This window comes from Desulfitobacterium sp. (assembly GCF_034927245.1).
Taxonomy (GTDB): domain Bacteria; phylum Bacillota; class Desulfitobacteriia; order Desulfitobacteriales; family Desulfitobacteriaceae; genus Desulfitobacterium_A.
Genome location: NZ_JAYFQK010000011.1, coordinates 79,296 through 102,820 on the forward strand (window position 1 = coordinate 79,296; position 23,525 = coordinate 102,820).

A 23,525-nucleotide genomic window follows, 5' to 3' on the forward strand; every position below is an offset into this window, starting at 1 on the left:
GGAAGAGATGCCTAATGAGCGATTTACTATTCGACCCAAAATTATTCAAGGAGAATCATTGACTTCATATTTGTCGAGGGTGGCGTTGCGAAATTGCATAAGTCCACTTCAAATGCTTAAATTAATTGAGTTTAAAAATGTGAGAAATGTAAAATTGGGCTACTCAATTGATTTATATCCAGGTTTGGTTTCTAATTTGAAACGGATTGAAAACTTGACTGACCAAGCTATATGCGAACTAGAGTTGATGACTTTTTGGCCACTAATAAGGAAATTTTGTCAAGTAACTAAAGGTCAATGGTCTATAATAAGAGAGGTAACAGAAAAGAGATTCCTAAAGTATTGTTCACTTTGTTTGCAGGAGACAGGCACATTTAAACTTCTTTGGCAAGTTTCAGAGATACAAATATGTAATATTCATAGAGTAAAATTACTTCATAGTTGTCCTGAGTGTAATAAAGAAATTAATTACTCTCTAGTACATCCACCTTTTTGTTCCTGTAAATCAAGAATTAGGAAGGGAAAATCTGAAAAGTGTGACGTTACTTTGACTAAGAAGCAATTATTAATTTATGAGGAATGGGAATACTTAGTAGATCCTAAAACGACAATTTCCCCTAAAATTAAAGGACTAAATTCTCAAAGAGCAATGGCAATTGGATTATTATATTTAAACAGTACGAATGAGTATAAAATCACTTCAACTAATTATTCCATTTCCTTAAGGAATATAGCAATTGGGGAAAAGGGCAAATATGTTATAACTATGAAGAAATTCCTAGATATTTTGAGAAAAGCGGGATTAACTCCAGAACAATTTTCAAACCTTGAAATACCATTGTATTTTATAAGGGATACTTTGGTGGCTAGGAAAAATATAAATATGTCTTGTTTAACTCCTTGGTGCAAATCTTTTGGGAGTGCTGACCAAATGAAAAGAATAAGTCATCTCGACTGTTTTAAAAATAATAAATTAAAATTTTCACAACCGTCAATTTGTTTGGATTGCGGTATTAAATATGGGGTGGGGACACATGACGGTCTTTGGCAATCTATAGACGATTTTTTTACATTAAGTGAAAAAATTAAAGAGTTAATGCTGGATGGCAAAAGTCGAAGACAGATTCGTTCCATCGTGGGAATCGGTGATTTTTTACTAAATAGAGTTGTTGGTTATTTGGCTTTTCACCGATTGATACCAAATGAGGTTATAAGAAAATTAAAGTTGGAAGTATGTCCCAAAGATATTGTGAGCTATTTTAAAAAAATAGTGGAATGTGCAACAGATAAACGGATTGGTTTCTTTTCAAGTGCTCATAAATTATTCGGATGGACATCCTTAGAATATTATTACTATTATTGTCATCCTGAAGTCCAAAGATTTCTATTTCTATTTCCAAATCGACACATAAGAAATAAAAATATAGCAAAATTGCATGAAGATTAATAGAGTAATTAGAAGAACTTTCTAATCAAGGCAAGCAAATAATTCTACCAGTAATCAAGAAAGTATTAGCTGTGGTATTGGAATTTTGAACGAAGGAAACTCAATGGGACTTTTAAGATCAAGCCCAAAAAGATCAAATTTTTCAACTGAAAAAGAGTGCCCTTGAATCTAAAATACTGGATTATATAAATCTTCAAAAAAGCTTTGGATTGACAATTTCAGAAACTAGGTAAATATTTTATTTTTTTAATGCACTTTGTTCGATGAGCAAGTGAATCAATCTCGGAAAAATACTCGGGGTACACTTCTTCATAACTTGGGAAAATTAAAAGTAACTAATTGAATTTTAAATAAACCGGGAAGGTTGAAGAGAATACGGTGATGTGTTTTAACTTTTTCATTTTGGCGATTATTTTTTACGACAAGTATTATTCGGCCTGCGCTGGAGTGGTAGGTTTTAGGCTGAGGAGCTTCGGGCTTATTTCTTTGCTTTTTCTTTATATTTCCCTTATTCAGGAATTTGCTGGATTTTTTCGGGGCGGTATTATGACTATGTTTTACTGAAAGATATTCCTGGTCTACTAATTCCTTGTGGACTTCCTCAAGTTCTGAGGGAGTGGAGGCCTGCTCGAGGCTGAGAATAACGGATTCTAAGTAGTTAACCTCATTGAGGCTTGCGGTTTTGGGTGGTTCAGTCTTTTGTAAGGTGACTTTAGCTTTGTTATAAAGTCGATAGTAACGCTGGGAGTTGTCAATTCCGCTGAGTTGGGGATCGAGCGGAATCGTGACTTGGGGAAGAGTCTCCCCATTATAGTCCTCGACGACGATTTCCTTCATCTCCGGAGTTATCCGATAAAGATTAGCGGTAATTAGCTCACCCCAGCGCTGATATTTAAACGCATTCTTAGCATTTTCTATTGTTATATGCCATTTCTTTTACAGTATAAAAGGGAAATGGCGTTTTTTGTTGAATAAATGATCGATGGATAATTCAGTCAATTGGATATATTTACAGGGACATTTTAAAGTTAAATTTTGATATTTTTTAAGAGTTCCCTATGTCAAATGAAATAAATAGAATGGAGCTTTGGATAAGATGAGTATTGACTTTAGTAAGTTTAGAAAAAAAGCGGAAGTTTCAAAAGAAACTCATCCTATAAAAATATATGATAGTTTAAGAGGGTTAAATGATCTTTGGCGTGGACAATACCTTGCCCTAGAAGAGTGGTATCGTTTAAGGGAACAAGACAATCACGTTATAAGTCTTAATACCGGCGGTGGAAAAACAATTATAGGTTTATTACAAGCTCAATCTATTGTAAATGAAACAAGAGGTAGAGTGTTCTATCTTTGTGGTTCAATTCAACTTATAAAACAGACTGAAGAAGCAGCCAAAATGATAGGATTATCGGTTGCAACCTATTTTTCAAGACAATTTTCGAATGAAGCTGAGTTTAATAAAGGTAATGTATTATGTATAACTACTTATCAAGCATTGTTCAATGGCAGGAGTCGTTTTGCCAAAGACGAGATTTCAGGACTAATATTTGACGATTCTCATGTAGCTTCACATATTATTAGAGATCATTATACACTTCATTTAGAAGAAGATACTTTCCCAATTACATATTCAACTCTTGTTGATTCGGTTAAAAGTTATTTTGAAACAGTTCATGCTTATCAATTATTTGATGAGGTAATATATCAAAAAACAGATTCATCAACTCTTTTTATACCAACTTTTTTATGGGATCAAATATATAAAAAAATTATTGAGGTATTAGTAGATGAGGGAGTTTCGGTTAATGCCAATACAAAATATTCATGGGAACATCTTCGCGATTATTTAGATTTATGTGCAGTATTTATTACGTCAAAAGTTATTGAAATTACTCCATTTATTCCACCAGTACATCTTCAAACATTTATGGGAAAGGAAACAAAAAAGATCTTTCTGTCTGCTACCATTCAAAATGAGCCGGATTTTATACGTTCTTTTGGTTTTCCTTACGGTGAAAAAATCGAGCCAGAAACACGTGCAGGTGAATCAGAACGATTGATAATAACTCCATATGTAAATAGTCCTTTAATAGATAATTTATTTAAACATATAGAACAGTTATCTAAAGTTAATAAAATATTAGTTATCCCTAATAGTGAAAAAAGAGGCCGCCGTTGGAGACAGATTGAATCATCTTTTTCTAGTTCAGATTTTGCAATTAGAGTTGAGGAATTTAAAAAATCACATACTGGTCTACTCGTAGCTCCTGCAAGATTTGAAGGTATGGATTTTCCAAATGATACTTGTAGAATACTTGTGATCGATGGTTTACCTTCAGGAACCGGATTGTTAGAAAAATTTTTATGGAATACTCTTGGTGAAATTAAGTCGCTTCAAGGAATAATTGCCTCTCGCGTAGTACAATCGCTTGGAAGAATATCAAGAGGTAACGATGATTACGGAATTGTATTTTTGTTAGGTAATGATTTAGCGGATTGGATAACACGAAGAAAAAATCGTGATAGAATTCCTCGGTATATTGAAGCACAGCTCCAACTGGGAGAGCGTGTAACAGAGCAATTAGCTACGATTGAGGATTTAGAAAAGATTGAAAGTGCCATCTTAACACGAGAAAAGGAATGGATTGATTTACATCAGGAGGAGGTTAATGGGCAAGACTCCTTTAGTAAAGTAGAAGAATCTAATGAAAATGAACTAATGGTTAAAGTTGCTGAAGCAGAACGAAAGTTTATTAATTACTTATGGGAAAGAGAATACCATAAAGCTGCAAGAGTATTAGAACAAACTTTGGGCGAGTTGTTCAAGAGTGATAAAGGCCTAGCTGGGTGGCATTGTCATTGGATTGGTTACTGTTATTTAAAGGAAGGAAATATTACAGTTGCTGAGCAATACTTTAATAGAGCTGGTAAAAATTCAAAAGCCTTGGGTGTTCTACCAACAGAAATAGAAAAAGCGGTAGGAACAACTCTTATTTTAGATGAGGAAACACAAGTCGGACGTATTATGAAGGTCTTAAATGAGCGTGGAGAGATAAATTATGGATCTTTTTCGCAAATGAGTGACAGACTAGCAGCATTGTCTAATGCTGAGAATGTTTCTTCGAACTCATATGAGGAAGCATTACGATGGTTAGGAGCCTATTTAGGGTATCAAAGTTCTAGACCCGATCATGAATCTGGAATTGGAAGAGGACCAGATAATTTTTGGGTATCTGATAAGAATGCAATAATGATTGAATGTAAAAGTGATAAAAAAGGAAAAGCATTTTATTCGAAAAAAGAAATTGGACAGTCTTATAACCATATAGAATGGATTAAAGAAGAATACCCCGAAAAAGATCTATTATGGAAACTTATGATTGCAGGACCTGATGTCATTGCAGACCCTCCATCCAGTCCATCGGATCAAATGAACATTTGGCTTCCTGAGGAAATATGGGCTTTAGCTATGAAGATTCGAAATTTATTATTAGATACATGGAAGTACTCGACGCTTGCTACATACTATTCGAATATTGAAAGAAACTTAGCTGAAGCCCTATTAACACACGAAGATATCTTTAATGGATTACCAACGAGACCAATTAAAAAATAAGAAAAGTAAGTTCTCTTTGAAAAATCGAGGTGCTTTATTTGTGGTATATAGCGATAAGTTATCGGAAAAAAATAGAGTGGGTTTAGAACACTCAGGCTTTTCGGATAAAACGAATATCGACCTATTTTTGAAGAAGGGCTAGCCGAAGAACTATATTTTAGTACGTTGAATGTTTTTACAACCGACAACGGAGGCACCAAGCATTGGGTAATTCCGGAAGTAGTCCGAGTAATACTTAGATGTGTTCTAACGGGAAATGCTTATGACATTATTAAATATAATTATGCAGTTAAATGACAAAAGTAATTATAATATAAGACAGTATGGTGATATAAATTTACCTAAAAACCGGTTTATTTTGTGACAAAATTAAATATAACTCACAATAGAACTGAAAAATGCCCGAAACCCTTGAAAACAAAGGGGTAGAGAAGGATTATCGAAAGTAAAATCCTTATTCTACCTCTTTTTGCTTATATTTGGTGTAATATGGACGGAAAGACTTCATTCCGTTTTCCCTGTAATACTTAAACCTACTTCACGGTAAGATTCTATTCCATGGAAATAGATAGACACTACGGAAATCAAGGGTTGAAGATTGGCGGAGGGAAGGGGCGTTTTTTAAATATACAGCATTCTTGGGACTAAATTATAAGTTATCTGTCAAAAAACATATTATTTATCCGCCAGAATATCTAAAGAAGGTAATTAGCAACTCTGATAGAATATTACTAGATATGATGTAGGGAGATTTAAGGAAGGAAATTACAGTATAATTCCATATAGAGCTAAGTGATCATAGATCTCGTGGGCTCAAGCGCCATCAAAATACTCTTTCATCTTTTCACATATTTCAATGGGTTGCTCATATAAATCGTAACCATCGGTCTATTCGAATAACGCTCATATACCGTGTATCCTGTGATTTGGAATTAGTGAGAAGAAAAAGGATGGAGTACGATGAGGTAAATGAGATTAAGGATAACCTCAAGCAGAGTTTCGAGATTATCCGTGAAACAATAAACAGCAGGGAATCGCTGCTGGATGAACAGATATTTAATGCGTTGGTTAAGAAGATTGAAGTTCTCTTACCAACGCATTTTGCTTTTATTTTGAAGAATGGGATTGAGTGGAGGAAATTATAGATTAAAGGTGGGTTTAATTTGGGGGCATCATGTTGAGTGATGCCTCTTTTCGCCATATTTAAAGAAGTAAGTGAAATGGACATATTCTGTCCATGATATTTGCTATTCTTAACACAAAAATAGAAGCGGAGGGGACTGCTTTGTACATGAAAGAATGCTTTCAATGTGGTAAAGCCTCATATAGTTCAAGTTCAGATAGAACCTGGCTATGCCCTTATTGTGGTGCCGATTTGTCTAAGGAGAAAATCAATGATGTTGATAATTCTAAACCAGTTTTGATTAAAAATCACGGTTTACTAGGCTCGATATTACAAGATAAAAATCGACAGGGGAATCCCTAAATCTGTAGACTCCCATTGGTTATGGAAAAATAATGAAGGAAAATGGATTTTAGTCTAGAAATTCTTTGAGTAAGATAGAAATTTAGTTGCTTAACTTAGTGAGGAAATTAACATGAATGGAAAAAGGCAAAAATCAGATGAACAAGAAAGCTGTTCAAAAACAATTCGTATTCTTTCCATCTATGATATCCTAAATAGAGGAAACACTGTTAACAAACAGCAGGCGGCGGTAAAGTTTTCCGTAAGTGATAAAGCAATTCAACGCGATCTTGATGATCTGAGAGCTTATTTAGATATCAAGAGTTTGGACGAAGGCAGTTATAACGCAACAATTGATTACAATCGTGTAAATAGGGGATATACATTAAATCAGGGTAGTACTTGGTTAACCCAAGAAGAGGTCTTAGTTATTGCCAAAGTATTATTAGAAAGTCGGGCATTTTCTAAATCAGAGCTTAACCTTTTGTTGGACAAACTCATTGCTCAGTGTTTACCCGATACACGAAAGCATGTGACAGAAGTAATTCAGAACGAAAGATTTCATTATTTACCCGTTGCTCATGGTCAACCTCTATTACATAAAATTTGGGATGTGAGCTTGGCTATTCGTGAACACCGAAAGGTGGAAATTACCTATCTAAAACCTGGATCATCAACTTCTATTTCCAGAAAGCTAGAGCCATGCGGCTTGATTTTCGCAGAGTTTTATTTTTATCTAATAGCCTATATTAAAGGGTTGGGCCATGACTTTCCTACTACTTATCGGCTGGATAGAATTCAGTCCTATTTCCTTACTAATCAACATTTTCGTATTCCCGAAGTTAATAGATTCGAAGAGGGAGAATTCCGTAAACGAGTACAGTTTATGCGAGCTGGGAGACTTATGCGCATAACCTTTCGCTTTTGGGGGCCATCGTTAGACGCTGTTCTTGATCGTTTACCAACCGCACACGTAATTGGTTGGGATGAAAACAAGGCGATAGTTGAAGCGGAAGTGTTTGGTGATGGTATTAAAATGTGGCTGCTTAGTCAGGCAGAGTTTCTCGAAGTATTAAAGCCTGAGACTTTCAGACAAGAAATGAAGGATACTCTGTTGAGGATGATAAATAACTATGGAAGGTTGGTATAATGTGGAATTTTTAAACGAGTCTAATGGGTACATTACTGTCGCATGTAAATGCGGTCAAATCATTAAAAAGCATAAGAACTATTGTAAGCAATACGGAGATGAGTATCATTTTAATCCGCCAATAACGTGTGTATGTGGGAATACAGAAAGTATTGCTTGCAAGAAGGTTATTGATAATCCAGACCCATCTAAGTCATATAGTAGTCCGCAAGAGATAGGTAGAGAATTAAAAAAAGCATACGTGAAAAGTTTACCGCTCGCCAAAAAGATCTTTTTAGGTGCGGGTTTTGCATTTGATGAACTCAAAGAAGAAGTAAATGAAGGAGTGCAAGAAAATGTAAGGAAAACACCCGTATACAAATTGGGGGCTTTTGAAGGGGAAAAAAAGGGATACACAAAAGCTAGTAAAGAATATGAGGATAAATTACTAAAACAGGCTTTGATGTTTGAAGAACAAAAAGTATCGAATAAAGAAAATGGTGAAGAATTAAAAAAGCTTTTAGATAAATATGAGAAATATATAGAAAAACTAGAAGCTGAATTGGGGCAATTATCAGATGTTCAACAAAAAAGAGTTGAAGAATTGAAAAAACATTATGAAAAACTTCTAAAGATCAAGCATTTAAAGGAGAATTAGCATGAGCTTAGAAGAATTAAAACGTAAGAGAGAACTGATAGATAAAAAGGAAAGAACTATTTTATCTAATATGGACATGATTATTCAAGAAAATTGTCGTGTTGCCGAAGTTGCGCATAATGCTGAACGAATAATCAATGATTTAGACAAAGAGTTTGAGAAAAGAACTGGCCTTGACGGATTAGATGTTACTTTTCTTCTATTTGCAACTGCACTACAATGTGCAAGACAATACTTGCTTTCAAATAAAAAAGGTAGATTCACTAAAGATAGCGAAGGAAGTAAACCTTTAAAAAAGATAGTTCCAAAACAATATCATGAAATATTATTGGGATCGGTTCCTTATGATGCATTTAGAAAGAGTAATAATCTTCAAGATATAAATACAGGGGTGAGTGGTGTAAATCATAGGTATACCGTACTTGGACATGACCCGCTCTTAGGTTGGTTTTTTGGGCCATTAAATATATTGACGGATTCAGTAACAAAAAATAATTTAGTCTTAGAATCATATAGAGTTATTAATTCTAAGACTATAGATAAGCCTGTAGATATAATGACATTAGTGGATGAAGGTTATAATCAAATAAGTTGTGACTATAAATTAATTATTGTTGCAGTTATTAAGCAAGCATTACATTTAGGGTCTGATGCTTTTACAAAAATGGGATTACCTGTACCAATAATTAACAACGTTTCTCCTAATCTGACTTCAACCTTAATGAAAAATGGAATTGATACATATAGCATTAGTAGGGGGGCCACATTATCCGTATTAATTAATTCTATTATCGCAGCCATACATGGTCTTTTTTATAATGATGAAATATATGAAAATAAAGATATTTATGAAGTAAAAACGCGTAAAATTTTAAGCTATTCCAACATTATTGCAACAACAAGTAATGTAATTTACGTAGCTATGAATGCAGTGGCGGGGAATGAATCTGCATTAAGTAAATTAGATGTTGGAGGCATGGTTGTAACAATATATCGATTGGTTAATGATTATGAGTTTATTAGAAAAGTAAAAGAAGAGTTTGTTTTTGGTAGTTTTAATAAATTGATTCAAGGTGAAGAATATAATTTTTAAAGGTGTACCTGTTCTTCAAATCTGGAGAATGACCGACAAGCGATAACAAAGTAAGGAAGTCAAATAACAGGTAAGTAGTCGGATTACTGCATAGTACTGATGAAGCAGAGTAATGTCTGCAGAGGAAAGGCGGTAACATCCTATCGTCCTTGTAAGGGGCATACAAACTACACATACGGAGGTAGAGAATCTGTGATAACAAAACTTGCAGGGATAGCAGAAGTAGCCAAACATAAACCAAAGGAAAAGTTTACGTCCTTAGCCCATCTAATCAATGAGGACATGCTTCGGCAATGTCATATTGAAATAGATGGGAGGAAGGCTATGGGAATCGACGAAGTTTCAAAAGGAATCTTCAATGAAAACCTGGAAGAAAATCTGAAGTACCTCATAGAAAGAATAAAACGGCATGCCTATCAACCCCTACCTGTACGTCGTGCTTACATCCACAAACCTGGTAGCGACAAGAAAAGACCCTTAGGCATCCTCGCCCACGAGTATTCGAATTTAGAGAACTATCATACATGATGAGTCATATTTTTCCTTAAGTATTTAGTCCCTAACCATCAATAAAACCCCGTGAAGCTTTTGCTTTACGGGGTTTTACGCAATATAAAGATAAATCTGTTTTTTGCAAGACCTTTTTACAAAAAGTTGCAAGTTAAAAATGGAGAATATTGCATCTGGAATTTCCCGAATATTGCAACCCAGGTTTCCGTACCTTTCCAGCACGAAAACCGTGAATTGCAGGCTAGTTTTTTAATTACGGTTACAGGAAGAGGCTTTCCTCTTCCTCAAATCGTACTTTCATCCGGTCTGTAATGATCCCCTGTTTTAAAAGTAAGTTTTCAAGGTTCATGATGTAAGCTCTGAGTTCCTTGTTCACCTGGGTTTCAGTTATATAAGCCTCCCTCCAGTGATGGCATTCCTCCTTAAGACGTTTATACGGGCTTTTTACGGTAATATCCAGTTTTCCAGCATAGTAGTTGTCCATATCGCGCTGGATGTTAGCATAAAGATCCTGTTCACTGTATTCATAAGGGAACGGTTCTTCTCCATAAGTGATCATGAGATAATGGACGAGTTCCCTTGAGAATTCCTTACGGTATGTATTTTGAAGTCTTTTTAGAACGGCTTTAGTGATGGTCATCGTATTTTACCTCCTGAACTGAATCTTTCTGTCTATTGTTTTCAGCGATGGAGCGGTACAGGTCGTTGATGCTGGATTCCCGCATACGGTTGCTGGTACCAGGAAATAACAGCAGGTGGCAGTGATGGAGCAGCCTGTCCAGCATGGCAGCTGTCATCTGTTCATCGTAAAGGACGTTGACCCATCTCGAAAACTCAAGATTTGTGTTGAGGATGATGGATTTGCGCTCGTAGCAGTCCGAGATAATCTCAAAAAGCAGCTGGGCGCCGGTTCTGTCCAGCGGGACATAACCATACTCATCCAGGATGATGACTTCAGCTTTATTCAGCTTTTTCAGAAAAGTACTTAAGTGACCGGCCTTCTTGGCTTCTGACAGTTTATTGACCAAGGCCGCTGTGCGAAAGAATCGGACCGGAATGCCTTTTCGACAGGCGGTTACGCCAAGTGCTGTTGAAAGCATGGTCTTCCCGGTACCGGTTCCGCCATACATGATGATGTTTTTCCTTTCCTGGATGAAATCAAGGGATTCCAGACTTTCAATGGAAAGGTCGGATGGAAGGGTAATTTCATCAAATCGGAAGTTCTCAAAGGTCTTTATGTTATAAAAACCTGCGCTGTTGACCAGCTTCTCTGTACGGCTGTGATTCCTGTAGGTTAACTCGTCACCTAAAAGATGGTAAAGGTATTCCTGATGGGATTCCCCGTCTGTGGTCTGGGCCTTTTCTGCCAGATTACGACTTAAACGCAGCTGCCTGCAGCAGGAGGTGATTTCTTCATCAAGCATGGGCAGCACCCCCTTTTCTTTCAAGGAAGGCATCGTAGGCTATCAGATTGGCCGACATCTGTTTCATCTGTGGGATGCCTGGATTAAGCGGCATCGGCGGAAGCTCCGGCGCATTGGAATACAGCCTTCGGTAGGGATTCTTCAGGCTGTCAGCATCCTTGGCGTCATAGTAGATTGCCTGATTGACGGTATTGACGGCACTTTCAAAACCGGTACGGTTCGTCAGTTCCGTAAGGGTCTTTAGGACACGACCGACTTCCGTAAGAGAGCATCCTTCCAGATACTTCTTCATGGTACCGGGCATCATATCGTAAATGCCTGTATATTTCAAAGCGCGTGGGCGCATAGATAACTGTCTTAAATAGGGCAACCAATCCATTTGGTGCTGTTTAGTATCTCCATACAGACGGCGGTGACGGACAATTTCATGGTAGTTTCTATCCTGTACAATAACTAGGCTTGAGGTCAGTATAAGGTTAACCTTACTTTCAGCATGCTTCGGTGAAACCGAGTATTCATGCATACCCTTATTAAGATAGAACTTGCCCCACTTATTGGTTGTGATGGGCATCCGGCCGGTAAGGTCAAAGCTAACCGCGGGAAGAGGATGACATTGCTTTAAGTCTTCCTGAAAAAGTTCTTCTATCGTCTCATTGTGGCGGTAATGCTCACGGTCAGCATCCTCTTCACATAGGTCGAGAAGTTGTCTATTGTAAGCCGTCAAGGAAAGGAAGCGGGGTACCGGAACCATAAAGTTCCTGCGCTGGTAGCCCACCTTATTTTCAACGTTACCTTTTTCATGGCCTTCACCGGGATTCATAAATACAGCCTTGAACCGATAGTGTTCACGGAAACGTTCAAACTTTTCTGTGAGGCTTCGGCCGCCGTCACGAATGACGTGGGTAACGATGGTTTTAGTATTATCAAACCACAATTCGGCAGGTACGCAACCGATATGACGGAAGATGGCATCAAGCCCTTCCAGAAGGCACTCCATGTTTTCACCATAAAACAACTGTAGGAATCCTTTATTGCTACAGGGGAAAGAAACCTCCAGGTATTTACCGGTTCTCTTTTTCCCGTTTTCATAAAATTCGGCCGTCCCAAAATCCACTTGAGCTTCACCAGGTTTATGTTCTAGAGGAAGAAAGCCATCCTTTGGTCCGCTGAACAATTCCTTGTGCTTAACGGCATAGTAAGAAGCGACAGTTCGGTAGGAACAGTCAAAATCCTGAAATTCCTTGTGCAATCTGTGATATATCCGTTTGGCAGTATGCCGTTGTTTACGGGGTGCGCTTTTATCCTCCTCAAGCCACTGGTCAATCGTTGGTTTGTAAGGATCTAGTTTCGGGCAGAATCTCTGTTCCGAAGCTGGTTTTGAAGCCGGCAGATTAAAGTCTATCCTATCGACATACTTCTGCACGGTCTTCCAGTCAAGATGCAGTGCATCGGCAATTTGGGAAATATTTTCACCTTTTTCGAAGAAGCGAGATCTGATATCATGGATATGATCCATTGTAAGCATGCTCCTTTCCTCCTTGCTCTTTAGTCAGATACAAGGATATAGGTTTTGGTTAGTGCCTGCAATGGATGACTTGCAATACTATGGAATTTCCACTTGCAATTTTCGGATTTCTACGTTGCAACATTTGGTATTTTTATCTTACAATAAACAGATAAATCCTCGCTCAGAAAACGAACCTATTTCGCACGTGCTTTATCTTCAAATTTACCGTGATGTGAACCATCACAGTATGGTTTGTTTTTGGATAATCCACAACGGCATAAATGAAGTTCAGTATTGGTTTCAATAGTCTTCCCTTCACCATCAAGTAATTCAACATCGCCTTTTACGATTAATGGAGCATTATCAAGAACTTGAATTTTGACTTTTGACATTTATTTTCCCTCCTAATTATTTAATATCTATATAAAATAATAACACTTCTAAAAGTATATTCCAAATTAATACATAAATAGGGTGACATTGGGGTCGTCCCCCCTCAGGATTAGTGGGGGCGACCCAAGTCCTGCAAATTTTATACAATGGGGGATATAGTGCGTGAAAATTGCTGTTGAATTTTACGAATAATTTACATATAATAACACCAGCAGAAAGGAGCGGATACCGATGCCGAAAATAAAGCCCATTTCAGATTTAAGGAATTACAACAAGGTTTTGCGTGATGTTTCCGTTGGCGAGCCTGTCTTTTTAACGAAGAATGGACGTGGCCGATATGCCCTCGTTGATATTGCTGATTACGAAAAAATACAGGCAAAAATTAAGCTGATGAGCGAGCTTAATAAAGGACGTAAATCGGGCGAAGAAAAAGGATGGCTTTCGCACGAGGATGTGAAAACGCATTTCGAGGGAAAGGCGCATGAATAAGCTGCTTTACTCTCCCATGGCTTTAAATGATCTCGACGAAATATGGACCTATATCAACAACGAATTGCAAAATCCCGCAGCCGCCCAAAAAATTGTGTCAGACACATTGGACACCATTGAGAAGCTGCAGGATTTTGCAGAAATAGGGTCTCCCTTATCCTCAATTGCCGAATTTGAAAGTGATTATCGGTTTCTTGTTTGCGGAAAATATATCGCCTTTTACCGTGTAAACGACGACGATGTACATATAGACCGCGTGTTGTATGGCAGGCGTGATTACATGCGTATTTTATTCGGTGAATTGCCGGAGGACAAGCTATAAATACTAAATACCGCCAATGGGTTACCCGCTTCAAACGGCATCCCTATTGTATCCTCAGGGCACGTTGAGAGTATAGTTCTGATGACGAATAGTGGTTTGAAGGGCAGATAAGGCAGGTTAACCACTATATGTAGTAGTTTTGGGGCAAAAAATGAGCAAAAAGCGGGCTGAAAAAGTGCATTTTTCGGCCCGCTTTTTTGGGGGCTTTTATAGAAGATGACACTCAAAAAACACTACGCATCAGGTGAATTGTAATATTTTTATAAAGTGCGTAGATCCGAAGAAAGGGTCTTAAAGCACATAAGCACCCCATGAATCAGGAGAGAAGTTTATAACCGTTTCCTTGCTCCAATTAAGGACTAAAAGAATAAAAGCTACTTTTATTTTAGTGTTTACATATTTTCCTTATTCCCTTGTATAATGGTGGTAAAAGTAGGTAAGATATGGATTGATTTGGGTGTCGATTATTACATGGGTTCAAATGAAACACCAAAAGGAAAAAGAGAACGTTTAAGACAAAAAGAATTAAAGAAATCAGAAAATGGTAATTTAGTAGATTTATCTGGTGGTATGGGTTTGAAAAGTACAAAGAAAATTGGGAGGGAACTGATAACTTTGAAAAGTGTAAGGATGTTTAAAATATGCATGTGTGTTGGACTGTTAAGTTTAAGCCTCTTTGGAGACGGATCTAAGCAGACCAAAGCAAAAGAAGATGTGGAGCAAACAAAAAGTACAAATCATGCGACTAACCGAAAGTTCGTGCAGCTTGAGAAAAAGTTTGATGCTCGGCTTAGCGTCTATGCCATCGACACCAGCACAAATCGCACGGTTGCCTATCGACCTGATGAACGGTTCGCTTACACATCCACTTTTAAGGCTTTTGCCGCAGGGGCGGTGCTGCAACAAAACTCGATTGACAAACTTGATGAGATAATCACCTACACAAAAGATGACCTAGTCACGTATTCGCCAATCACAGAGCAACACGTGGATACCGGGATGACCCTTAGAGAAATCTGCGATGCTGCTATCCGTTACAGCGATAATACTGCAGGAAACCTTCTATTACAGAAACTGGACGGTCCTAATGGATTCGAAAAAGCACTGAGGCACATCGGCGATAGTGTCACCGAGGCTGAGCGCTTCGAGATTGATTTGAACAGTGCCATCCCAGGAGACATCCGTGATACAAGTACAGCAAGAGCGCTTGCCACCAATCTGAAGGCTTTCACGGTTGATGACGTTCTCCCGAATGATAAACGTACAATCCTTACAGATTGGATGCGGGGGAACACAACTGGAGACGAACTGATCCGTGCGGCCGTACCTGAAGGCTGGGAGGTAGGCGATAAAACCGGAGCAGGAGGCTACGGAACACGAAACGATATTGCCATCGTTTGGCCACCGAATAGAGATCCCATCATCATCGCGATTCTATCTACCCGTGATACTGAGAATGCCACTTATAATAATGAACTTATAGCAAAGGCTGCCAAGGTCGCACTCAATGCTTTCAGGTGATTCTCCAAAATGTTCTTCAAGAAAAAGGTGCTGCTCCCGTTACCGATTTGGCTGCAAAACGCTATGAAGGATGTAACAACTTTAACAAACTAAATTAAATATTAAATTGTGACAGAGATCACTGCGGCGAGGGACTTTTTTCTGTACTTTTAGATTAATCATAAAATCGCCATTTGGGTTATAATTGTCTATAACAAATAATTGCAACATAAAAGTCCAAGGAGTAAAAAATATCATGCGTACTACAAAGCATATTTGCCCAAGGGATTGTTATGATACCTGTGGCATGATAGCGCACGTCGATGAATACGGTCGGTTAGTAAAAGTATCCGGGGACCCTGATCACGACTATACGGAGGGTAAATTATGCTGTAAAGGCTATTCCTATACTCAATATGTTTATCATCCGCAGCGCTTAACTTTTCCAATGATGCAGGAGCCGCGTTTCTCAGGCAATTGGAAGCGAATTTCATGGGATGATGCTCTGGAAATCGCGGCCCGTAAAATGATCGAATTTAAGAATGGTTACGGCAATCTTCTGCCCATGGCACTGTTAAGAGGTCCGGGTAATTACGGAGTTTTTAGCCAATCAATGGAATTTCTATTACGCTCAATAGGTCCTTTCACTTTAGCGACAGGATCTCTTTGCCTTGCCGCAGGATGGGATGCTCAATTATTGGATTTTGGTGGGGTAAAGTACAAAAATCCCACCGGAATGCTAAATACCAAACTGTTGTTGCTTTGGGGAGCGAACCCGGCAGCAACCGCTATTCATCAGATGGCGACTATTCAGAAATTTAGAGAACACGGTGGCAGAGTAATATTAATTGATATAATACCTACCGCCACGTCGCTTCATTGTGATGAATTTATTCGTGTCCGCCCCGGTGGGGACGGGGCGTTGGCTTTAGCCATTTTACGGCAGATGGTCAATAATAATACGGTCGACTATTCTTTTATCAAAGATCACTCCGTAGGGTGGGAATCATTCAGTTCTTGGTTGCTTCAGGCTGACCCCAAAGAATTATTGAATGTAAGCGGGGTCGATGAACATAGAGTTGAAATGATTGCCGATCAAATAGCGAAGGTTAAGCCTGTTTCCTTTTGGCCCGGCTCAGGTCTGCAGCGCTATGCTAATGGCGGACAAAACATGAGAGCCATCGATGCATTGGTAGCCGCCAGTGGAAACCTTTATTCAACGGATGGGGGATTATATTTCCAGAATATCGACTTTTGGCTCTTAAATCATAAGGTTTTTTCCTCAGCTTTTAATACGAAACTATATGATCCTCGCTTGGTTGGTTTAAATGCTCTGGCAAAGGAATTAGATGCTTGTCAGAATCCCCCCGTTAAATTTTTATGGTTTACTTCAAGTAATTATTTAGCTCGTGGTACAGATATCCTGAACATGCGCAAACAAATGGCCGAAATGGAACTGACGATAACGGTGGATCATTTTTTAACTCCAACTGCCGAGGTTAGCGATATTATTCTGCCTGCTACGACTTGTTTTGAGTCTCCAGATATAGTCGCCGGATATTGGCATAATAAAATCGGGCTTAATCAGCAGGCCATAGAACCGGTTGGCGAATGCCGTTCTGAATTAGAGATCGCGCAATCCTTAAGCCGAGTGCTCAATCACCTGGAACCGGGTATGTGTTCTTTCCCAGAAGAACGTAAACCCGAGGAATGGTTCCAAAGCTTTACACCTTGGTTAAAAGACAATGTAGGAATTTCTAATTACCGGGAATTGCTAAACGGTGCACTTCCATTACTTCCTCCTGAGAGGGAGAAAGATCGCGCTGAAGATGCCTTATCCGAAAAATATAAATTTCTAACACTTGAGGCTTTAAAGCAGGGATGTCCCGAAATTCCTATCCTGATCAGTCCTCTCCAGCCCCCATTAGCCTATCCTTACCGGTTCTTGGTCTTGCACCAGGCTGAGCATCTGAACACACAATTCTCAAACTTAGAGTGGCTTCGGGAAAACAATTTTATCGAAGTTTGGCTGAACCCATCTGTTGCCCTGTGTTTAGGTATAGAAGAAGGGGATACCGTGATTATTTATAATGAGCTGGGCGAGATACAAATGCACTCAAAGATTAACAAGGATATACCCTGTGATATTCTTGTCACCTACAGTTGGCAAGATCTTTTTAAAAAACCGGTTAATATACTGACGAAGGTACAGGAAACAGATTTAGGACAAAAGTTAACCGGATTTCCGGGCGTAGCTTACCATGATACCTTTGTTAATTTGGCCCGTGGTTGAAAAGAGGGAATTTAAGTGTACCAATGGAGGTTTTTAATTGATCCTTCACTATGCATTGGTTGTAGAAACTGTGAAATAGCTTGCCGAAACGAATTCAGTTCAAAAGGCGGCGAACGTCGAAGATGGATAAAAACAATGGATAATCATGATAACTACAGAGGCTATTTTTTAACAATGAGTTGTAATCATTGCGAGAATCCCGAATGTTTTCGCGTATGTCCGGAAGGAACCTTTCGTAAGCGAAGAGATGGAATTGTCATTCACGATCCCCGTAAATGTAAAGGTTGTGGAACCTGTGTTAAGGCTTGTCCTTTTGGTGCCATAAAATATTCTTTGAGAACCGGAAAAGTGGATAAGTGCAATTTTTGTGCAGATCGTCTGGACATGAATTTAAAGCCTGCATGTATAGAAGCTTGCCCTACGGGGGCGTTGCGTCATCTGCCGGTGTTTGTAGATGATCCTCCTTCCGCACTCCGCACTGTACCGGGTTTTGGAAAAATACTACTGACCCGTCCTTCAACGCGATTTCTCATCAGTGGGAATCTGTCAGGTCAAGATAGTGGGGAGGTTAAACCGTGAACCATGCCGATTTTTTGCGAAAAATAACCGGCGCGCAAGCAAACAGTAGTGGGATCCCGGGACTGTCCCGCCTATTAATGAAAGAAATCAATAGACCGGTGATTATTACAGATGTCAAAGGCCATGTCCTTAGCTGGCATTGTCCACCGTCAGTGGCGCTTTTCCCTGAGGAGAGAATCACATTACCAAGTACAATAAGGGATCAAAAAGAAGCCCCCAGTACAGGCATTATCGGGTTAAAAGGGAGAAAATTAAAGTATTATTGTTGGGCTATTGGCGAAGTTAAAATACTGGGCTATTTGTTAGTCGTTGGGATGTCTGAGGAATCTGCGGATGATAAACCGCAGACCTTCTATCCATTTGCGGAAGTGGCTAGCTTAGCCATGATGGTTGAAATAATGCATCAGCGTGAAATGGCCGAGAGGGAGAAGAATTACAGGGATGAGTTTGTACGTGATTTAATATTTAATAATTTCGATGGAATTGATGAAGTTATAAGGTCAGGTAAAGCATGGGGATGTGAGTTTTCGGAAGTCCATATTGTCATGGTTATTGAACTGCTTAATAAGGGTAAAAGTCTGGAAACGGATCGCTTAGATGCCTCATTACGGATCGAGAAATTCTTGGCCGCGGAGGTACCCGGCAGTATCGTAGGGGAGATGGCTCACTTTCAAGTCGTCATTACTCCTTTGCCCAAAGAGAAAGCAGAGGATTGGCATACCTATATAAGGGATTTGTTTGCAAAACTTTCCCCAATTATTTCCGAATGGAACTGTGTTGTAGGAGTTGGTAAGCTCTATGAAAGTGTTAATATGCTCTATCGAAGCTATCAGCAGGCTAAAGTAGCCATAGAATTATGCAAACTTGTTCAATATGACTGTTCACTGGCCTTTTTTGATGAGCTTGGTGCTGTACGGCTGTTTTATAACCAAAGCGAGCAGGACCTTGATGAATTTTATAGGGAAGTTATAGGGCCGCTTGAGAAATTTGACCGGGAAAGTAATGGCAGTCTGCTTGTGACACTTTGGCATTATTTAGGGTCTGATAGGGATCTGAAACGTGCTTCTGAAAAGCTTTTTATCCACACGAATACGTTGAGGTACAGATTAAAGAAAATAGAGGAACTTTTGGGGGCAAGTCTGGAACATGAAGAAACACGGTTTAATATTTATGCAGCACTAAAGATAGCGGCTATCTTAGGCAAACTTGAGCAAAATAACAATCCGGAGATCAAATGATTGTTCTTTAATACAATTCAAAGGGTGATTCGACTGTTATATTTACAATATGTGGAGAAAATGTTCACTGGAAAGAGGTTCTCGTGCCATAAGGTACAATGAGAACCTCTTTTTTTTGTATTTGTCGATAATGTGAGAATAAATGATTTGCCATATCATGTACATAGACACACAAGAACTTGCCTAATTTTGCAAAGGGAGGTGAAGTAATGCACATGCTTAATGAAGCCGTTTCATGCGACTTGCAACCATTGATAGAATTACGAATGTATGGTTATGGAATTCTAAGCAGAACTTTTCTGCGTGAACCTAACAGAAGTTTTTTTAAAACTTTGCAGGCTGATCAGTGCTTGGAACTTTTCCCCTTTCAAGACGAACATCCGTTAATCAAGCAGGGAATAGCTTTAGCAGCCCGGTCTCTCGCAGATCTAGACCTAGTGAGGTATGAAAAGATATGTTGGGATTACACTCGGCTTTTTATTGGTCCTCATAAAATCCCTGCCCCGCCCTGGGAATCCGTGTATTTGGGTGAAGAACGCTTAATTTTTCAGGAAGTAACCTTAAATGTTCGCCAGACTTATCTAAAATACGGCATAGCTCCTCGACATCTTGGTCAAGAAGCAGATGATCACTTGGGATATGAATTGGATTTTATGTATCAGCTCTGTCAGTTAAGTTTGGAAAATACTGAACGTGTACGTTCGATTATCAAGGATCAAAAGGATTTCCTGGAAAACCATATTTTTAAATGGGTGCCGTTAATATGTAGGGATATCTTGGTTCATGCCGAAACGGATTTTTACAAAGGGATGTCTTTGTGTTTGGAAGGCTTTATTGAAATCGATAGAAAAGCAGTGAATGAATTACTGGATCAAATTAATGGGTCTTAACTTTTTGGAGGTGAAATTAATCGATGGCAAATCTTATATATAAAGCCAAAGAAACGATGATAAGCAGAAGAAAGTTTTTAGGATTATCCGCTTCAGCCGCAGCTGGGGCAGCGCTCTTAACCCTTCCGGGCTGTGGGTTATCCAAAGTCGATGCGAATCAGGCGATGTCACTCGCCGATAACAAAGGAAAATGGATCCCTGCCGCTTGTTGGCATAACTGCGGCGGAAGATGTTTAAACAAAGCGTTAGTCGTCGATGGTGTTGTCATTCGCCAAAAAACAGATGATACTCATGAGGATTCCCCCGACTATCCGCAACAAAGAGGGTGTTTACGGGGACGGGCTCAACGTCAACAGGTATTTGGTGCGGATCGGTTAAAATATCCGATGAAACGCAAGCATTGGCAGCCTGGTGGCGGCGATAAATCTTTGCGCGGCAAGGATGAATGGGAACGTATCAGCTGGGATGAAGCCCTTACGTATATTGCGGATGAATTAAATCGTGTTAAGAAAGATTATGGTAACCGCTCCATCTTACACATCGGTGGCTGGAACAGTGAAATTACAGAAATGTCCAGAACCTTGGGGTTATTTGGCGGATACTGCGAATATTGGAATACAAACTCCTTTGGCAGCTGGGCGATGACACCGAAAACCGTAGGTTTCTGGCAATTAGAGGCATGGGATCAAACCATCAATGACCGTTTCGATTTACGCAATTGCGATACCGTGATTATGTTAAGCATGAATCCGGCCTGGAGTGCCATGGGAAGTTCAAGTTGGCATTATTGGCAAGCCAAAAAAGCCGGGGCAAAATTCATTGGCATCGATCCCTTTTACAATTATACGTATTCCACATTAGGGGCACAGTGGGTACCGATTCGTCCAAGTACGGACACCGTTTTACTCTTAGCAATAGCCTATGTTCTTATTACCCAAGATCATCCCGTCTTAAACCCACTCATTGATTGGGACTTTTTAAATAAATGCACGATCGGATTTGACGCCGATCATATGCCCCAAGGAGTAGATCCCAAAGGCAACTTTAAAGACTATGTTCTGGGGACGTATGATGGCCTTCCTAAGACACCCGAATGGGCCAGTGAGATTTGTGGAGTGGATAAAACCCAGATCCAACAACTCGCCTTAGAGTTCGGGAAAAATAAGAAAGTCGCGTTCTTGTGCGGGATGGCATCCGCAAGAACCCGAAATGCCGATAATCTACCGCAAATGATCATGACCATCGGGGCTATGACAGGTCACATGGGTAAGTCCGGGCATATGACCGGGAGTACCATGCACGCAACATCCGGCAACGGCGGACCCGCGCTCGTTAAGGCAGGTTCTGATGGATTGCCTGGTATTAATAACCCGGTTGATGATTCCATTAATGCGAATCAAGTGTGGGATGCGGTTCTTACCGGTAAATATAATTTCACAGGAAAAGGGAGCTTTGTTTCAGCCGATCAATTCAAGGCCGGGCAAATCAGGGATATTGACATCCATGTCATTTATCATTCCGGAGGGGCTACTTTACAAACGAGTGATGGCATGGCCAAGGGAATTGAGGCCCATCGCAAGGTGGATTTGGTAGTTTCCCATTCCCAATTTTTAACGACAAATTCCAAGTATGCCGATATTGTTTTGCCTGTTACAACAGAGTGGGAGAAGTTTGGAGGTTTTTCGGGAGGAGGTTTGGTGCATACGGGTAATCGGGAAATGATTATCACGTATTCCCAAATTACAGAACCGCTTTATGAAGCGAAGAGTGATCAACAGATTGCGTTGGAGCTTGCCAAGAAGTTAGGAATTAACGAGAAAGAGGTTTATCCATTTGATGAAAAACAACAATACTTCAATACTTTGGCCAGTATAACGGTGGTTAATGAAGATGGTAAAACATATGGCCCCTTAGTGACCATAACCCAGGAAGACATTGATGAATTGGGAGTTAAAGGAAAGCCGCAAACCGGAAAAATAACCTACAGTGAGTTTAAAGAAAAAGGGGTCTATCAGGTTAAGCGTTATCAGGGTGATCATTATGGATATATCGCCTTACAAGATTTTGCCCGGGACCCGGAAAAAAATCCATTGAGCTCTGAGAGCGGGAAGCTTGAGATATATAGCAAAAAGTTGGCTGACACCATTAACAATATGGGATTCAGCAAGATAAAGCCAATACCGTCCTATATCAAAGTCACCGGTGGCTATGAAGACACATTTAAGGATTGGCAAAATAAAGTCAAAGGCGAGTATCCTTATCAAGTCATCACTCCTCATTATTTACGCCGTTCGCATACAGTATTTGATAATGTCAAGTGGTTGCAGGAAGCTTGGGTGAATCCGGTCTATCTCAGCACCAAAGATGCTGCGGATAATGGTATTGCTGAAGGAGACACCGTTCTTATTACAAGCGCATACGGAAAAACCTTAAGAAAAGCGAATGTAACCGAACGGGTAAGACCCGGTGTAATTGCCCTTCCGCATGGAGCATGGGTTGACATTGATGAAAAAACGGGCATCGATACCGGAGGAGCCGACAATTTCCTAGGTGGCCAAAGTCCAACAGGCCAAGGTGTTTCAGGCTTTAATACCGGAATTGTCAAAATTGAAAAGTACACACAAACTAAACTGATTCCCGATGTGGAAAAACCGGCAAGAACTATATTTTAGGAAAGGGGTGTAGGACAAAATGGGCAAACTGGGCTTTTACTTTGACATGGAAGCTTGTATTGGGTGCCGAACTTGTCAAATGGCATGTAAGGATAAAAATAATTTAGATGTTAGTGTCGTATTTCGTAGGGTGAAAAGTTTTGAGACCGGTGTTTATCCGAAACCTGATGCTTATAATTATTCGGGTTCGTGCAATCATTGCTCCGAGGCTAAATGTGTCCAAGGGTGCCCGACCGGGGCCATGTATTATGCCGAGGATGGAACGGTTCAACACGATAATAATAAATGCGTCGGATGTAA

The 23,525-nt window shown here is 39.4% G+C and carries 21 protein-coding genes and 1 pseudogene; 17 read left to right on the forward strand and 5 right to left on the reverse strand.

Features of this window, described 5'->3' with window-relative positions:
• Positions 1-7: 7 nt before the first annotated feature.
• Positions 8-1,447, forward strand: coding sequence for a TniQ family protein (locus VB077_RS03675; protein ID WP_323413864.1), 1,440 nt, complete (start codon positions 8-10; stop codon positions 1,445-1,447).
• Between the two features lie 396 nt (positions 1,448-1,843).
• On the opposite strand, the pseudogene VB077_RS03680 reads toward VB077_RS03675, so the two are convergent.
• Positions 1,844-2,368: pseudogene (locus VB077_RS03680) on the reverse strand (NFACT family protein); the annotation flags it as partial.
• A gap of 175 nt (positions 2,369-2,543) precedes the next feature.
• Between VB077_RS03680 and VB077_RS03685 the strand changes: the two are divergent.
• The 7 genes from VB077_RS03685 to VB077_RS03715 all read left to right on the forward strand — a co-directional run bounded on the left by VB077_RS03685 (position 2,544) and on the right by VB077_RS03715 (position 9,936).
• Positions 2,544-5,063, forward strand: a complete 2,520-nt coding sequence (locus VB077_RS03685) for a DEAD/DEAH box helicase family protein (protein WP_323413865.1) — start codon at positions 2,544-2,546, stop codon at positions 5,061-5,063.
• Between the two features lie 950 nt (positions 5,064-6,013).
• Positions 6,014-6,208: a hypothetical protein gene (locus VB077_RS03690; protein ID WP_323413866.1), complete on the forward strand. Its 195-nt coding sequence runs from the start codon at positions 6,014-6,016 to the stop codon at positions 6,206-6,208.
• A gap of 140 nt (positions 6,209-6,348) precedes the next feature.
• Positions 6,349-6,549: a hypothetical protein gene (locus VB077_RS03695; protein ID WP_323413867.1), complete on the forward strand. Its 201-nt coding sequence runs from the start codon at positions 6,349-6,351 to the stop codon at positions 6,547-6,549.
• Between the two features lie 112 nt (positions 6,550-6,661).
• Positions 6,662-7,678 (forward strand): WYL domain-containing protein, encoded by a 1,017-nt coding sequence (locus VB077_RS03700; protein ID WP_323413868.1) that lies wholly within the window; start codon positions 6,662-6,664, stop codon positions 7,676-7,678.
• Complete coding sequence (locus tag VB077_RS03705) at positions 7,662-8,315, forward strand: hypothetical protein (RefSeq protein WP_323413869.1); 654 nt, start codon at positions 7,662-7,664, stop codon at positions 8,313-8,315. The genes VB077_RS03700 and VB077_RS03705 overlap by 17 nt, the downstream gene beginning before the upstream one ends.
• Position 8,316: 1 nt before the next feature.
• Entirely contained in the window at positions 8,317-9,408 is a 1,092-nt protein-coding gene (locus tag VB077_RS03710) for a hypothetical protein (protein ID WP_323413870.1), read from the forward strand.
• 192 nt (positions 9,409-9,600) lie between these two features.
• On the forward strand, positions 9,601-9,936 hold the full coding sequence (locus VB077_RS03715) for an RNA-directed DNA polymerase (RefSeq protein ID WP_323413871.1): 336 nt from the start codon (positions 9,601-9,603) through the stop codon (positions 9,934-9,936).
• 241 nt (positions 9,937-10,177) lie between these two features.
• Here VB077_RS03715 and VB077_RS03720 read toward each other — a convergent pair whose 3' ends face one another.
• The 4 genes from VB077_RS03720 to VB077_RS03735 form a co-directional block, all read right to left on the reverse strand.
• Entirely contained in the window at positions 10,178-10,558 is a 381-nt protein-coding gene (locus VB077_RS03720) for a hypothetical protein (RefSeq protein WP_323413872.1), read from the reverse strand.
• On the reverse strand, positions 10,545-11,342 hold the full coding sequence (istB, locus tag VB077_RS03725) for an IS21-like element helper ATPase IstB (protein WP_323413873.1): 798 nt from the start codon (positions 11,340-11,342) through the stop codon (positions 10,545-10,547). The genes VB077_RS03720 and istB overlap by 14 nt, the downstream gene beginning before the upstream one ends.
• Complete coding sequence (gene istA / locus VB077_RS03730) at positions 11,335-12,858, reverse strand: IS21 family transposase (protein ID WP_416337022.1); 1,524 nt, start codon at positions 12,856-12,858, stop codon at positions 11,335-11,337. The genes istB and istA overlap by 8 nt, the downstream gene beginning before the upstream one ends.
• Positions 12,859-13,043: 185 nt before the next feature.
• The gene (locus VB077_RS03735; RefSeq protein WP_323413875.1) at positions 13,044-13,241 is read right to left on the reverse strand and encodes a CDGSH iron-sulfur domain-containing protein; all 198 of its coding nucleotides are present in this window, start codon (positions 13,239-13,241) and stop codon (positions 13,044-13,046) included.
• 232 nt (positions 13,242-13,473) lie between these two features.
• Here VB077_RS03735 and VB077_RS03740 point away from each other — a divergent pair, with 232 nt between their 5' ends.
• From VB077_RS03740 to VB077_RS03780, 9 genes are all read left to right on the forward strand, one after another.
• On the forward strand, positions 13,474-13,731 hold the full coding sequence (locus VB077_RS03740) for a type II toxin-antitoxin system prevent-host-death family antitoxin (protein WP_323413876.1): 258 nt from the start codon (positions 13,474-13,476) through the stop codon (positions 13,729-13,731).
• Positions 13,724-14,053 carry a type II toxin-antitoxin system RelE/ParE family toxin gene (locus VB077_RS03745; RefSeq protein ID WP_323413877.1) on the forward strand — a complete coding sequence of 110 codons (330 nt, stop codon included), beginning with the start codon at positions 13,724-13,726 and terminating at the stop codon, positions 14,051-14,053. The genes VB077_RS03740 and VB077_RS03745 overlap by 8 nt, the downstream gene beginning before the upstream one ends.
• A gap of 471 nt (positions 14,054-14,524) precedes the next feature.
• Positions 14,525-15,574 carry a class A beta-lactamase gene (bla, locus tag VB077_RS03750; RefSeq protein WP_323413878.1) on the forward strand — a complete coding sequence of 350 codons (1,050 nt, stop codon included), beginning with the start codon at positions 14,525-14,527 and terminating at the stop codon, positions 15,572-15,574.
• A 235-nt stretch (positions 15,575-15,809) separates the two neighbouring features.
• On the forward strand, positions 15,810-17,846 hold the full coding sequence (locus VB077_RS03755) for a molybdopterin-dependent oxidoreductase (RefSeq protein ID WP_323413879.1): 2,037 nt from the start codon (positions 15,810-15,812) through the stop codon (positions 17,844-17,846).
• 15 nt (positions 17,847-17,861) lie between these two features.
• Positions 17,862-18,425 (forward strand): 4Fe-4S dicluster domain-containing protein, encoded by a 564-nt coding sequence (locus VB077_RS03760; RefSeq protein ID WP_323413880.1) that lies wholly within the window; start codon positions 17,862-17,864, stop codon positions 18,423-18,425.
• Positions 18,422-19,663 (forward strand): PucR family transcriptional regulator, encoded by a 1,242-nt coding sequence (locus tag VB077_RS03765; protein ID WP_323413881.1) that lies wholly within the window; start codon positions 18,422-18,424, stop codon positions 19,661-19,663. The genes VB077_RS03760 and VB077_RS03765 overlap by 4 nt, the downstream gene beginning before the upstream one ends.
• A 209-nt stretch (positions 19,664-19,872) precedes the next feature.
• Positions 19,873-20,553, forward strand: a complete 681-nt coding sequence (locus tag VB077_RS03770) for a molecular chaperone TorD family protein (protein ID WP_323413882.1) — start codon at positions 19,873-19,875, stop codon at positions 20,551-20,553.
• A gap of 23 nt (positions 20,554-20,576) precedes the next feature.
• A complete protein-coding gene (locus VB077_RS03775) occupies positions 20,577-23,225 on the forward strand; it encodes a molybdopterin-dependent oxidoreductase (protein ID WP_323413883.1) in 2,649 nt (882 codons plus the stop codon).
• A gap of 19 nt (positions 23,226-23,244) precedes the next feature.
• Positions 23,245-23,525 (forward strand): 4Fe-4S binding protein (locus VB077_RS03780; protein ID WP_323413884.1); only part of this gene is annotated, 281 nt, incomplete at its 3' end.